This window comes from Siansivirga zeaxanthinifaciens CC-SAMT-1 (assembly GCF_000941055.1).
In the GTDB taxonomy this organism is placed as follows: Bacteria; Bacteroidota; Bacteroidia; order Flavobacteriales; family Flavobacteriaceae; genus Siansivirga; species Siansivirga zeaxanthinifaciens.
The window spans coordinates 3,272,876-3,286,361 of record NZ_CP007202.1 but is presented as its reverse complement, the minus strand read 5'-3'; the positions used below and the strand labels follow the sequence as shown (position 1 = coordinate 3,286,361).

At 27.5% G+C, this 13,486-nt stretch carries 21 protein-coding genes and 1 pseudogene; 3 read left to right on the top strand and 19 right to left on the bottom strand.

Annotated features, from left to right (window positions below):
* Positions 1–58: 58 nt before the first annotated feature.
* The 3 genes from AW14_RS14295 to AW14_RS14285 all read left to right on the top strand — a co-directional run bounded on the left by AW14_RS14295 (position 59) and on the right by AW14_RS14285 (position 1,140).
* The gene (locus AW14_RS14295) at positions 59–298 is read left to right on the top strand and encodes a hypothetical protein (protein WP_044639415.1); all 240 of its coding nucleotides are present in this window, start codon (positions 59–61) and stop codon (positions 296–298) included.
* A gap of 106 nt (positions 299–404) precedes the next feature.
* Positions 405–803 (top strand): hypothetical protein, encoded by a 399-nt coding sequence (locus AW14_RS14290; protein WP_044639691.1) that lies wholly within the window; start codon positions 405–407, stop codon positions 801–803.
* A gap of 1 nt (position 804) precedes the next feature.
* On the top strand, positions 805–1,140 hold the full coding sequence (locus AW14_RS14285) for a hypothetical protein (protein WP_044639414.1): 336 nt from the start codon (positions 805–807) through the stop codon (positions 1,138–1,140).
* Between the two features lie 67 nt (positions 1,141–1,207).
* Here AW14_RS14285 and AW14_RS14970 read toward each other — a convergent pair whose 3' ends face one another.
* From AW14_RS14970 to AW14_RS14195, 19 genes and pseudogenes are all read right to left on the bottom strand, one after another.
* A complete protein-coding gene (locus AW14_RS14970) occupies positions 1,208–1,372 on the bottom strand; it encodes a hypothetical protein (RefSeq protein WP_169744675.1) in 165 nt (54 codons plus the stop codon).
* 35 nt (positions 1,373–1,407) lie between these two features.
* Complete coding sequence (locus tag AW14_RS14765) at positions 1,408–1,569, bottom strand: DUF1328 domain-containing protein (RefSeq protein WP_044639413.1); 162 nt, start codon at positions 1,567–1,569, stop codon at positions 1,408–1,410.
* Positions 1,570–1,618: 49 nt separating this feature from the next.
* Positions 1,619–2,089 (bottom strand): hypothetical protein, encoded by a 471-nt coding sequence (locus tag AW14_RS14275; protein WP_044639412.1) that lies wholly within the window; start codon positions 2,087–2,089, stop codon positions 1,619–1,621.
* Between the two features lie 116 nt (positions 2,090–2,205).
* Positions 2,206–2,538, bottom strand: a complete 333-nt coding sequence (locus AW14_RS14270; protein WP_044639411.1) for a hypothetical protein — start codon at positions 2,536–2,538, stop codon at positions 2,206–2,208.
* Positions 2,525–2,917 (bottom strand): hypothetical protein, encoded by a 393-nt coding sequence (locus AW14_RS14265; RefSeq protein ID WP_044639410.1) that lies wholly within the window; start codon positions 2,915–2,917, stop codon positions 2,525–2,527. Before AW14_RS14265 ends, AW14_RS14270 begins: the two co-directional genes overlap by 14 nt.
* A gap of 15 nt (positions 2,918–2,932) precedes the next feature.
* On the bottom strand, positions 2,933–3,208 hold the full coding sequence (locus tag AW14_RS14260; RefSeq protein WP_044639409.1) for a YtxH domain-containing protein: 276 nt from the start codon (positions 3,206–3,208) through the stop codon (positions 2,933–2,935).
* A 44-nt stretch (positions 3,209–3,252) separates the two neighbouring features.
* A complete protein-coding gene (locus AW14_RS14895; protein WP_154662166.1) occupies positions 3,253–3,396 on the bottom strand; it encodes a lmo0937 family membrane protein in 144 nt (47 codons plus the stop codon).
* Positions 3,397–3,421: 25 nt separating this feature from the next.
* Complete coding sequence (locus AW14_RS14255) at positions 3,422–3,688, bottom strand: hypothetical protein (RefSeq protein WP_044639408.1); 267 nt, start codon at positions 3,686–3,688, stop codon at positions 3,422–3,424.
* Between the two features lie 538 nt (positions 3,689–4,226).
* A complete protein-coding gene (locus AW14_RS14245; protein ID WP_044639406.1) occupies positions 4,227–6,014 on the bottom strand; it encodes a sensor histidine kinase in 1,788 nt (595 codons plus the stop codon).
* A 3-nt stretch (positions 6,015–6,017) separates the two neighbouring features.
* Positions 6,018–6,464, bottom strand: coding sequence for a response regulator (locus tag AW14_RS14240; protein WP_044639405.1), 447 nt, complete (start codon positions 6,462–6,464; stop codon positions 6,018–6,020).
* 9 nt (positions 6,465–6,473) lie between these two features.
* Positions 6,474–7,028, bottom strand: a complete 555-nt coding sequence (locus AW14_RS14235; RefSeq protein WP_044639404.1) for a helix-turn-helix domain-containing protein — start codon at positions 7,026–7,028, stop codon at positions 6,474–6,476.
* Positions 7,029–7,112: 84 nt separating this feature from the next.
* A complete protein-coding gene (locus AW14_RS14230; protein ID WP_044639403.1) occupies positions 7,113–7,262 on the bottom strand; it encodes a hypothetical protein in 150 nt (49 codons plus the stop codon).
* 468 nt (positions 7,263–7,730) lie between these two features.
* Complete coding sequence (locus tag AW14_RS14580; RefSeq protein WP_052647536.1) at positions 7,731–9,596, bottom strand: M56 family metallopeptidase; 1,866 nt, start codon at positions 9,594–9,596, stop codon at positions 7,731–7,733.
* Between the two features lies 1 nt (position 9,597).
* Positions 9,598–9,795, bottom strand: a pseudogene (locus tag AW14_RS14760) (BlaI/MecI/CopY family transcriptional regulator); the annotation flags it as partial.
* On the bottom strand, positions 9,752–10,222 hold the full coding sequence (locus AW14_RS14215) for a hypothetical protein (RefSeq protein ID WP_044639402.1): 471 nt from the start codon (positions 10,220–10,222) through the stop codon (positions 9,752–9,754). The gene AW14_RS14215 and the pseudogene AW14_RS14760, both read right to left, overlap by 44 nt.
* A gap of 331 nt (positions 10,223–10,553) precedes the next feature.
* Positions 10,554–11,297: a DUF481 domain-containing protein gene (locus AW14_RS14210; protein WP_169744674.1), complete on the bottom strand. Its 744-nt coding sequence runs from the start codon at positions 11,295–11,297 to the stop codon at positions 10,554–10,556.
* Between the two features lie 69 nt (positions 11,298–11,366).
* Positions 11,367–12,515 (bottom strand): hypothetical protein, encoded by a 1,149-nt coding sequence (locus AW14_RS14575; protein WP_154662165.1) that lies wholly within the window; start codon positions 12,513–12,515, stop codon positions 11,367–11,369.
* A 77-nt stretch (positions 12,516–12,592) separates the two neighbouring features.
* A complete protein-coding gene (locus AW14_RS14200; RefSeq protein ID WP_154662164.1) occupies positions 12,593–13,198 on the bottom strand; it encodes a hypothetical protein in 606 nt (201 codons plus the stop codon).
* 61 nt (positions 13,199–13,259) lie between these two features.
* Entirely contained in the window at positions 13,260–13,463 is a 204-nt protein-coding gene (locus tag AW14_RS14195; RefSeq protein WP_044639399.1) for a hypothetical protein, read from the bottom strand.
* Between the last annotated feature and the right edge of the window lie 23 nt (positions 13,464–13,486).

Below are 13,486 nucleotides of genomic sequence, written 5' to 3'. Positions count from 1 at the left end.
AACACACTAAATATTTTTATTAATGACTCGGTTTATTAAAGTTTAAGCCATCAATTTTATGATTTTATACAAGTTAAAAGAACTGGAATGTAGTTTGGAAAAAAAAGATCCAACCGATTTAATTTTGTTAGAAAACTTAAGAATTCTTAAAGAATTATTGTTAAAAATAGATTTTCAAGCTGAAAATATACCCGAGAATAATTATAAGAAGTTATTGCAAGTTTTAATTGAAATTAATGGCGCCAATTTGTCTCCAGAATTGCAAAAGGTATTAGATACAGTTGTTCATTCTAATTGATTTATAGGACATACGGTGTCGCAAGGTTTATAAGTTGCTGTAAGTAAATTTGACATGTAATAATAAACAAATGTAAACAGCTATGTCAACAAATATGTTTAAAAAAATGTCTAATTTATTTTTTCGAGCAACCGAAATGATCTCTCAAAGTTATGAGCATCGGGTTCATCTAATTAATACATTTAATGAAGAATTTAAGAAGGCTTACAATAATTCTGATTTGTGCAGATTCTGTTATTTCTCTACAGTTTCTGGGAATTTAGAATTCAAACATGCCTTTAGTTCCCATTATTTAAGAAGTGGATTTCAATTAACCATCGATGAAGATTATTTTTTAACAGACAACGATTTTACTCTAATCTCTAGTTATGTTTTAGAAAACACCGAGTTTGTTAAAAAACTTATGGTTATTGGTTACGATACGTTTATTGTAAAAGGAAAAACGTCTATTGAAGGTATTCAAATTCCGCTTAAAGAAATTGTAAACCTAGATTTAAAATACTAAAATGAAACAGAAATTACAAAACAAACTCTCACAGCTTAAAGTGATTAGCGTTTTAATAAAATTTTTAAAACAAAAAGACAGAAAATCGAAGTTAAGAAAACGTGTTTTGTCTCAAGGTGAAAGTTATTCAGAAATAGCGCGAAATATGATTTTAAGTATTAAAGATAACGGCGATTTATATAAAAATTTAATTTCAAAAATTGAATTAAATACCATTCCAACTGAGAAGCTTTTAATTGCTAAATTACTTTTGGAAAAAATTAATCAATATAAGAGAGATTACAAAAAACTTAAAAATTTACAAGTTCAGGTAGATGCTTTTTTAGATAATGCATAAAACAAAAAAAAGGGACAACATCATGTATTGTTCCTTTTTTTGTGTTATTAATTTTAGGGAGTAATTGCTAATCGAGTTCATCTTCAATATCATCGGCAGCATCTTCTAGGCCGTCTCCAACTTCTTCTATACCATCTTCAATTTTTTCTCCAGTTGTTTTTTCTTCTCTACAGCTAGTAAAAATGGTTCCTACTGTAATTATTGTTATTAATATAAATGCTAATTTTTTCATTTTTATTTGAGTTTATAAGTTAATAATTGTTTGATTTATTTTTTTACGCCACCTCTAATAAGCGATAGAATAAAAAGCACCAGAAATACAAAGAATAAAATTTTAGCTATTCCGGTAGCGGCTCCAGCTATACCTCCAAAGCCTAGCACACCCGCGATGAGTGCTATAATAATAAATGTGATTGCCCAACGTAACATAATAGTTTGTTTTAAAGGTTAATAATAAGTTGTTAAATAGGCTGATTGTTTAAAATCTATAACGAATACCTAAGGCAATATCTAGATCTAAATCGTCGCTGTAGGCATCGTTAAATCCAAATTCGGGTCTCATATCTAACGATAATTGTAAAGGAATATCAAAATTGTATTCAATACCTATATCACCAGCAACTAAAGCAAAAGTACCATCGTTGTCGCCAGCATCAAAGGATCCAATCCCTGCACCAGCACCTACATACCAGTTAAAATTGTTTTCTATTGGCATAACCCATTGGTATAAACCAACCAATTTAAAGGCGTCTACATTTCTGGAATTTCTCCAACCTAAATCGAATTCTAATCGATTATTTTCTTTTAAATATCTTTGGTAGGATATCTCTCCTCCAAAACCATCGTTGTCTCCTAATCGAAGTCCTAGTGCATTTTGCGAAATATCTTGCGCATAAGTACCTATTGAAATGAATAAAGCAAAAATGGATGTTGTTATTAGTTTTTTCATGATTTTGATTGTTTTTAGAGTGTAAGCACCCTGTACACTTATAAGGTGCGATTTATTATAATTAATATGTTAAGTGAAATTTTAATTAAAGCAACTTCAATGGAAAATATAAGTTGCTATTTTTTAAATTTATCTGATATTATTTTGGTGGAAATATATTGAAGTGCAAAACCTAATATTTTTTTGTAAACACTTTTACTCTTTCCAACCAATAATTTTTTTGAAATATACCCGCCGGTTAAACTAATGATGCTTTCAATTAAATTTTCTCTAATCTCTGGAGCTTCAACAGCATCGGTTACTGCTCTTTTAATTAATCTGGAAGGTCTTAATTCGTTATAAACACTATTGAGTTCCACTTTTAGAGCAATAAGATCTTGTTCTTTTTTAATTTCTAGTGCTTGAATTCTAGTGTTTAATAAATGACTCTGGTTCTTATAGCTCTTCATGTGTATCTAAATTTGAATGTTCATTTTTGTTTGATTTCTTCTGTAATAATTTAGCTATTACAAGATCTGAAATGGGAGCTTCAATATACTTTTCACTAAGGAAGTAAATTAAAATGGCCAATATAAGATAGAACATAGATACAATTAAGAACCCCAAATAAGAAGACTCCAGTAATTCTCCTATGTATAAACTTATGGCAATATTTACAAATAAAGAAAATATGGAAACCACTAATACTAAAAGCAATCTGCTTGTTAATGATGATACTAAACTAGCCGTTTTATCAATAGCATTTAGTCTATACAGTTCGATACTTGTTTCGGTATAGTTTTTGGCTTTTTCGTAAAGCCTTTCAATATGTTTGCTGGCAGTCTCCATAGTTCTTAAAATTTATTATGCTTTCTCAGTCGTTTCAATAATTTTTTCTTTTAAAGCCTCTTTTTCTTTAGCAATGTATTCTTCGCTGTTTTCTTTAAAAGATTTGTATTTGTCTGATACAGTATCTAGCATATCGTCTAAGCTTTTCTTTAATTCTTCTTTCTTATCGATGGCTTTGTTTTTAATTTTTTTTCTTGTTTTTTTTCCTTTATCTGGAGCGAATAAAATGCCTAATGAAGCACCTAGTGCAATTCCAGCTGCAAGTCCTAATAATGTGTTTCCTGTTTTCATGTTTTTATGTATTTAAGTTAATAATGTGTAATTGTTTTCGTTTTTTATCCTTTAATTAATCGCAATAGAATCGCTATTACAGCAATAACTAAAAGAATATGTATTAATCCGCTGGCGCTGTAAACGAAAAACCCGAGTGCCCATCCTATTACAAGAATTACGGCGATAATGTAAAGTAAACTTCTCATTTTTTTTAGTTTTAAAAGGTTTATGTTATATGATTAAATTTTTTAAAATCGATTCGGTTTGTTTTCTATTATTTATTAAAACCGATTGAATGTTCTCTGTAAACTCCTTTAAGTTTTCACTATTTGAATTTAAATGCTTCAGCAAATCAATTTGTTCGTTTATTTTAGATACAATTAAATTAAGATGCGAAGGTATGTTCTCTTTAATATCATCGTTATTATTCAATTTTAAATTAGAATAGTTCGGGATGGATATCATTTTTTCTTCTGCAATTTCATTGTAAGCTTTCAAGATTTCTAAATGCGATTTTTCTAATTTTACGGTTAGTTGATCTATCGTCTTGTTGTTCGTTTCTTTTCTAATGATTTTGCTTAGTTTAATAACGTCTAAATTTTGTTTCGAAGCTTTAACTAAAAATTTAGCTTCATCTTTAAAAGTGTTTACAATATCATTTTTTGATGTTAATTCATCTGAATTATTTAAAACGAAATGGCAAGAAATAAAACCTAAAATACTAATACTTATTAAAGTAGCAGCGTATATTTTTATTTTTATTTTTCTTGAAAAAAAATCATTTCAGTTTTAAATTTCTATAATACAAAGATCTTAAATTAGTAAACGTTTTGCGTTACAACATTTTATGTTAGCTTTATATAATTCACATTCTATTTCTGTTTTGCGATATTTTATAAGCACATTACAAAGGTATTTAATCAAGACAGTTATTAAGTTATGCTATTTCTTTAATTCGTTACATAATTTTAATAATGAATAAAAAAGCCCCATTCGAATATTCGAATGGGGCTTTTTTTAAGACGTTTTTTTGTGTTTACTTATTGAAAGGTAAATAAATAAAAAAGGTGGCTCCAACTTGGGGTTTTCCTTTTGCGAAAATATAACCTTGATGGTTTTCTACTATTTTTTTACAAATAGACAGTCCAATACCTGTGCCTGTGTATTCATCTTTGTTATGAAGTCGGTTAAATAAAATGAAAATCTTTTCTGAGTAGGCATTGTTAAAACCAATACCATTGTCTTTGTAAGTAATTTTATGGTAACTACCTTTAGGAGCGTTACTAAGTTTGGAATCTTTAGCCGATTTTACTTTTTTATATTTTATTGAGATTTCTGGGATGCGTTCTGGCGATTTATATTTTAAAGAGTTGCTAATTAAATTAGCAAATAGTTGTTGTATCTGGAAGGGAATGACGTTTATTTCGGGTATAGAAGCCATATTAAAAACAGCTTTTTCTTCCAGAATTATTTCTGCCAAATCTTGTTTTGCATCTTCAATAAGGTTGTTAATGTCGCTTTTTACAAAAACTTTATCGGCTTTATTTGTTCTGGAAAATTGTAATAAATCGTCAATAAGTAATCGCATTCTCGACGATGCCACTTTTATTCGTTCAATATATTTTAAACCAGATTCAGATAATGTGTTAGCTTCTTTGTCTTCTAAACGCGATAAAAAGGTTTGAATTTTTCTTAGCGGTTCCTGTAAATCGTGACTGGCAACATAGTTAAAAGCCGATAATTCTTTATTATTTCTCTCTAATTCCAAATTACGTTGTTCTAAAAGTTTTACACTTTCAATTTCATCTGTAATATCGGTAGTTGTGCCAATTAACTGCTTTTCGCCTTCAGAATTTATAATAATTTTGGCATAGGCCTTTAAATGTTTTATGTCTTTATTTTTATTTATAATTCTGAAAAGTAAAAAAGGTTGATCGTTTTCATTTTTCATTTTTTCTAAGTCCAGTTGCAGCATTGCTAAATCTTCTGGATGCACATATTTATAAAAATTTTCTAGGTTAGGCTCGAAACTTTGTGGCGCTTCACCTAATAAACGATATAAATTATCAGAGAAACTAAATGTGTTAGAATTAAGATTCCAAACCCAATTACCGTGTTTACTAACTATTTCAGATTGATTGGCAGATTCTTTAAATAAGGTAAGTTGTTGATTTGTTTTTTCTTGTTTTTTTAAGTTTTCAATAATTCTATTATAGGCTAAAAACATTAATAGTAAGGAAATTAGCAACAATAAATAAAGAAATAGCGGAGTAATTTGAGAATTCTCCTTATAAATTTTTTGTCGTTCTTTTAAGATGTCATTTTCATACCTAATCATGTTTTCAACCTTTAATCGGGCTTCGTCCATGAGTTTTTTTCCTTGTAAAAAGTATTCTTTAAAATTAGGATTTTCAAGGTTTGTAACAGCCGAAAAACGAAACGATTTATCGAAAGCATCTATACGCTTATCTATTAAAACACTTAATTCTTTTAGATTTTTTTGCTGAACTTCATTGCCTAAAGTTAGTGCTTTTAATTCGGCAAAACTGTTGTTTATGTTTTCTCTTCCAGAGTCGTAAGGCTCTAAATAAATAGGGTCGTTTGTAATAATAAACCCGCGTTGTGCGGTCTCTGCATCTTTTAAATAGGAGAGTATTTGTTCGAGTTCTACATTTATTTTATAAGTGTGAGTAACCAAGTCTGAAGCCTTGTTTAAATCTCTCATACTGCGGTAGGTAAGACCACCTACTACAAGAATAATAAAAGCACTCGCATAGAAAATTGTTTTAATAAAACCTGAAGATTTTAAGAGTCTTTTAGGCATTTTTTATAGTCTTAGTAAAAAGTTGTCTTTGTTTAAACTGTTTGTATGGTATTGCCAGTTAATAGTTACCACCTGGTTGAGTGTTTTTTTTAACAATTTAAAACTATTGGGCTTTTTTATATAAATGTTAGCACCATATACAAAGGTGTTTTCTATATCTTCCTCCGAGGCCGAAGTAGAATATATGGCAATGGCCATGTCTTTAAATTTACTGTTTTCTTTTATTTCTTTTAAACATTCCATACCATTTTTTCTTGGCATGTTTAAATCTAAAAACAACACTTGAGGAATAATACAGGATTCTGAATTTAAATAATCCATCAAATAGACACCATCTTTATATGTTTGCACTTTGGTATTTATTTTTAATTCATCGAAAGCTTCGGTAAAAAACAAACGATCATCTTCGTCGTCGTCGGCTAATATTATATGTATGTGTTCGTTTTGCATTTTTTTAATTTAATTTTTAAGCGCTCTACGTTTTGTTATTATACGTTGAAACGCAGTAGGAGTGATGCCTGTTGTATTTTTAAATTGTGTGCTTAAATGTGCCACGCTCGAATAATCGAGTTTAAAGGCAATTTCAGTTAAGCTTAAATCTCCTTTAATAATAAGCTGTTTTGCGTACTCTATTTTTTGAATAATTAAAAAGTTTTCGATAGAGGTGTAAGTGACTTCAGAAAACAAATTAGACAAATACCCGTAACTATGTTCGAGTTTATCGGCCAAATAAGCCGAAGTTTTTACATTAACAACGGTTTCCTCGTTAAAAACCATATCGATTATAGTATCTTTTATTTTCTCTACTAAGATACTTTTTTGGTTTCCTACAATTTCAATGTGAAAGTTTTTTAGGCTGTCTGTAAAACGTTTGTATTTCTCTGAATCCTGATTTTCTAAAATTTCAACTTCACCAAAAGCAACCATTTTGTGCTTTATATCGTGTGTTTCTAGTTGGTTTAATAGTACTTTATTGCAAACTTCATGAAAATCAAACTTTAAGTATAACGTCATAAAAAAATATTAAGAATACGTAAAGTTAATATTTTAAGAGATTACTTTTTTAATTTTTAAGTATCCTTTGCTATAATAAATTTATTACAAGGCATTTTTTGTAACATACCATCTCCAGCCAATTATAGCCATTTGTAGTTTTGTTGCTTTAGCTAAATCGAGTTGTCTCTTAGAATAACTTGGGAGAACCATTTTGTTAACCTTTGCTAAAATTTTGAAAACTTGTTTTTTCATTTTGTAAAAATAGTAAAACTTATTCTAGACTAAGCTTTACATTTTTTCTGATTATATAATTGTTAGAATAATAACAATTATAAGTTTAACAAGTGTGATCATAATTCAAGGTTTTAAGGTTAGTTATAATGGTTAATTATAATTTGATTTTTTGAAGATATATTTTTAGAACCATGTTCTCCAAGCGTTTTAATTAAAATCTGTGAATTTGAATACTAATTTGTAAGTAAAAAAATGATAATAGTTTTAAATTGATACATTATTACTTTAAATAGGTTTATAATTTTAATTTATAATTTAAATTTTGTTTTAAATTGAAATAAATATAGGGTGTTTTTGAGTCATTTTTTTCAACACAAGGGCGTTTTTATAATAAAAATATTGTTTTTAGCATATTTTATCTTTTGGGTGAAAAAAAAGACACTCCATTTGGAGTGTCTTAAAATTGCAAGAGAATAAAGGTTTTTACTATTTTAATGTTATTTCAACAACACCATTTTTTCCTTTTTCACCATATTTTTCTATCGCTGTTTGTCCTTTAAGTACGTTGATGCTTTCAATTTTTTTAGGGTCAATATCTTCCATTTTCTCTTTTGATATTTCTTTTTTATCTAAAATAAATAATGGATCTGTGGTATCGTTTGTTTCTATTTCTGTTTTAACGATTGTTTTTTTGGTGTCTTCCTGTTTAATCGTTTTTACTGTAATACGTTCTGATTTTTTATTTTTATTGATGCTGGCTTCATTTTTAGTAACAATTAAAATAACGCCATTTTTTCCTTTGTCTCCATAAATGCTTGTAGCAGAAGCATCTTTTAAAACAGTAATCGATTCAATTTTATCTGGATTTAAGTTGTCTAAAGTCTCTTTTTTTGAAATGGTTCCGTTTATAACAAATATTGGGTTTTTGTCTTTAATAGTTGAAGACTTAACTTGACTCATGTTGGATTTAATAAATCTAATTGAATCGCTAGAAATGATTCTGTTACCTTGCCTAAATACGATGTTTGTTTTTCCTTCTGTTTCATCTTCTATTTGATAACTAAAATAAATGGAATCTTTTAGTTTTTTATCAAAATGTAACGTGTCAGTTTGTATTTTTCTAATAACTATTATTTCTTTTTCATGCTTTTTTGGTGCTTCCGAATCTTTGAAATCTTCCGAATCTTCTATGACATCGCTAAGAGCACGCACACCAAAAATGTCTGCTTTTTTAAAAAAGTAAAACGACTGTATTGGTTCATTATTGTTGTTTGAAGCATTCCAGGTTGCGCTGCCTTTTTCATCTTTAAAAGTAGCATTTATGCTTACAATTTCTTTTTTTTCATTTCTATTTAAATTAGAATACGAAAAAGTAACCCCTTCAATTTTTAGGGTTTTCTTTAATTTTTCTAATGCTTTATTGGTTAAATCTTTGTTGAATATAATTTCTATATCCTTTTCGGTATTCGATTTTAAGTTGTACAAATCTTTAGATTGTTCTTTTAAAATGTAAACTTCTTTGGTGTTAAAACTCATTAAAAAGCCAGCGATTACTGGTATTATGAGCGCATACTTTAATTGATTGATTTTTCTTGATTTTGATTTTTGTAACATAACGATTCGTTTTTTGATTGATGAATTATAAAATGAATTGCTTAATACCATTTGATGAGATGGTAAACTTGTTTTAAGCAATGTGTATTGGTATTCTTTTTTACAATTTTGATTTTTTATAGCTTTTTTATCTGCTATAAACTCTAAATTTTCCTTTAATTCTTTGGTGTAAAGCCATACAAAGGGATTAAACCAGAGGATGATACAACTTAAATGAGCAATAATATTATCTATAGAATGGTACTCCTTGGCGTGTACTTTTTCGTGTATAATTATTTGTTGTAATTCGTTTTTATTGAAATGTGTGGGATTGTAAACAATCCATTTAAAAAATGAAAACGGCGATATCTTTTTGTCAGTTTCAATAAAAATAAATCCGTTTTCTTTAAACCTTTTGTTTTTAATTATAAACTTAGTTAGAGAGGTTAATTGAATAATAAACCGGATCGTAAAGTATAATCCTCCCATACCATATATATAAGGTATATAATCTAGAATGCTAAACGGCTGTTCTTGTTGTATGGCTTCAGTATTATCTTTAATTATAAAGTCAAGCGCTGGATTCATCTGGTATTCAATATACACAGGAATAATTATTAGTGGCAATACCATCGCTATTAATAGACCTAAAAGTAAAAACCATCTATTAGATTCAAAAAATGTATCACGCTCTATAAATAACTTATATATAGTAAAGAAAATAGCGGTTAATGCAGATGCTTTTAAAAGAAACTCCATATTATTTTTGTTTTTCAATTAAAGCTATAATTTCTTTAAGCTCATCTACACTTATTTTTTCTTCTTTAGCAAAAAAGGATACCACGTTTTTGTATGAATTATTAAAATAATGATCTATGGCAGTATTCATAAACTGTTTTCTGTATTCCTCTTTTTTAACAATAGGAAAGTATTGATGCGTTTTCCCATAAGCAGTATGCCACATCGAATAAATAGAATTTCCAATCAGAATTAAACTTTACATCATCTTTTCTGAATGATTTGGCTTTTACTTCAATTAAATTGATTTGGTTTCCTTTTTTTTCTAAAATATCTACTCTTATAAATAGATTATTAAAAATAAAAGCTGCTTCAAAAATCACAACATTATCCTGTTCTAGCAATTTTGAAGTTAGTTTTACTTTTTCCTCATAATCATAGCGGTCATCAGAATTTTTATCTTCAATAAGTTTACCATGAGGATAGTGTAATCTTGCCAATTCCTCTACTTGAAATCCGCCTGAAGCAAGTGCTTGTAAAAAAGGGTCTTCTTGCTTTTGATTAGCATATTCCTTTTTACTGGTGTAAAAAAGTTTGTTTGGACATTCCAGCCCTAGTTTATAGCGTGATTTAGATAGTAATCTCATTGAAGTTCTAATTTAATTATTTAATTTGAGTTAACTTTAAATTATGAATGTTGTTTTAATAATTCTTTTATCAAAAAATGGCAGATGCTGCAAAATAGTATCGGCCAGAGTAAAATAACTAGATGGTGGCTAACATCTGAATCTTTAATGTCATTATAGTCCTGAATTTTATTTAATTCAGAAATAACGTAATTAAGTATAATACCAAAAATTAAATAGTTACTTTTAAAGTATAGAACCATGATATATAATTTATCACAAAGGTAAATACTAACTTAGACAAGTAATGTCCAAATAAAATTATAGTCTTAATTAATTAAAAATATCATTTTTATAATTTAAACTCTATGCCTACAAGGCTATTTAAGTCTGTTTTCAAAACATTTACATATGGTGTAGCATGATGTCTCATATTAGTTTTTAAATAAATAGAAATATTTTTCAAATCATAATACAACCTAGATTCAAAAAAGAATCTGTAATCTTTTAATTGTTCTGAGTTTAACTGGAAATAGGTCATAGATAAAAATCTAAATTTTTCACTTAATTTAAATTGATTAAATATATTTACATTATATCTGATATTTTCAATTTTAATGGGGATAGTTTGATTACTTTTATAGTATTCTTTTTCATAAAAAAAGCCATAAGTAATATCAAGGTAACTAATTGATTTTTTTCTTTTTAGTAAAGATTGTCTATAACCTAAACCTACTAAAAATCTACTATTAAGATTTAAAGCTTTTGCATTTTGACCTTGAATAAATGTGTAAATAGAATTTCTTTTTATTATATAATTATAACGTATTTGCCCACTAAAATCTGAAGACAATGTGTTTTTGTTTTCAGATAAAAATTCATAATTAAAAAAGGCTCTGATTAGATTTCTGTTTATTTTTTTACCAACTAAAAGAGAATTATTAATTTGGATTAGGTTAACATTACCAATTTTAACATCCCCTTCTATATTAAAATTAAGAACGAGGGTGCTATCAATTTCTTTTAAAACAGATTCTGTATTTAAAATAGCTTGAGAAAAGCAAGAACTAAAACTAATAAAATAGAAAAAAAACAATGCGTTTATGTTCATTACATTATAATAAGCAGTGTTGTTATTTATAAAAAAATGTCTTTTATATTTTTATTAATCTTTAAATATATCAGCAAAATCAGATACGTATTGATAATACTCTACTGCATCTTTCTTTAGAATAGAAACGTTTACATGTAACATTAACACATTGTTTTTAGTAATAGATTGAATATAATTTACGACATGATTATTATCTGGTTTTCCAACAGTTGCATGTTTTCCTATTAACATTTCATATTTATCAGTTACACTTTTAGCTTTATTATAATAATTTTCTAATTTATCTTTATCGGAAAAATAAAGACCATTATCAAAACTATTACTGCTTTTATCTCCTCCAATATTAAATTGCATTAAATATTCATTTGACCCAGCATTTACCATAAAAATAATCAATCCATCATCCTGTTTTAATGAGGAAATATCGTTTTTAATTTCGGCTAATGCAGGATGTAAATTTAATGTTTCAAAATATTGATTATTATTAACCATATTTAACTGATTTTCTTTAAGTAGAGATACCGGATTATACATTTTGTTAGAAATATAATTAGCTTGTAAAATCTCTGAAATTGCCATACTAAAATGCCCAAAATAAGGTTGAATAAAAGGATATAAATTGACTATTGTTATTTTTGAATTTCGCTTAATACACTGACCATAAGTCCTGTTTGTGTTAACAAACTTCAAGCCCACAGTATTTATTTCATTTAATTTTATATTCTTTAATCTTAATTTTTTTGAAAAACTACACACCTGCATCAAAGAACTTTCGGAAATACCCATTTTATATTTTATATCCTCAAGACTTAGCCATTTTCTTGACAAATGAGATAAATTAAGTACCTTTTTTTTATTCATTACAGGAACAAAATATTCGATCGAGAATGCATGAATCAATTTTGTTTCAAGTTGTATTAATTCTTTTTTTAATTTATTATTTTCGATCTCTTCAATAAAACCAGAAGCAATAATACCTGCTGGTAATGCAAACATTTCAACACCTAAAATACCTATAAATCCTGCTAGAAATTTTTCTGCTGGGGTTATTGGGTTTACATCTTCGCCACCAGTAGCTGTTAAGTATTTGTCTATACCCCACCATAAAGAGTCATAAACACTTTTAAATGTTTTAGGTTGAGCATCATGTTCTAAAAAAAACATTAGTATAGAAGCCAATGTTAGTAAAATTAAAATCATACCCTACGAAACAGTTAGTTCTGTTTGCTTTTTTTTTATTGCTTTTAACATAGCTCATTATGTTTTAAATTCATTTACTATTCTATTTCTGATACTTGCTCCTTTATTGACGTTAGTGTTGATTCCTTTATTTTTTTTGTTTTAACTCTTAGTTCAAGTATGTCAATATATTTATCCAATTCTACTCTAATATCTTCTCTATAATATATTCTAGCTTGAGGCGTAATTTGATTTATTAAATTTGATCCAACATTTCTAACTAACTTACTTCCTGGAACTATATTAATTGAACCATTTATTGCTTTTTTAGCGACATTCATTTTAAATTTATCGAACCTGTTTAATTTAGTTTCTTCTTGCTTAACAGCATTATTGACATTATTAAAAAGCTTAAATCCCACAGCAGCAGCTTTTTTAAGATAGCTATCATTTATTTTTGAGGGAAAGGGTTCTGCAACACCCTCAAATTCTCCTTGTTTTAGCCTAGTTATCCAGGTAGAAATAATGCTAATTAAATTATCATCAGATATATCATATTCACTTTGTTGTTCATTTAAAGCTCCAACCTGTAACATATAAAATTCCACCTCATCCCAGTCTACATTTTCCTTTTCAGCAATTTTCTTAATTAATTTTAATTCTTCTATTGTTAAAACATCATCTGCTGCTGCAATATCAATCATGTTTTTAATTTTATCATTCATATTCTTTTAAATTTACTATATTTCTTTTAAAGCTGCTTTTTTAGTCAAAATCTCCAGAATCTCCAGAATCAAAACTAGAACTGAAATCATACAAATTATCACCATCAGTTGATTTTTTATTAGAATTATTTTTAGTTTTTTCTATTTTTCTTTTTTTAAAAGCTCTAAGAATATCAGTTTTAAATGCTATAAATATGGCAAGTAAAGCGAACGCTAAAATAATTGGGTCTATAGATTCATTCATTATTAAATTATTTTTAAATCCAA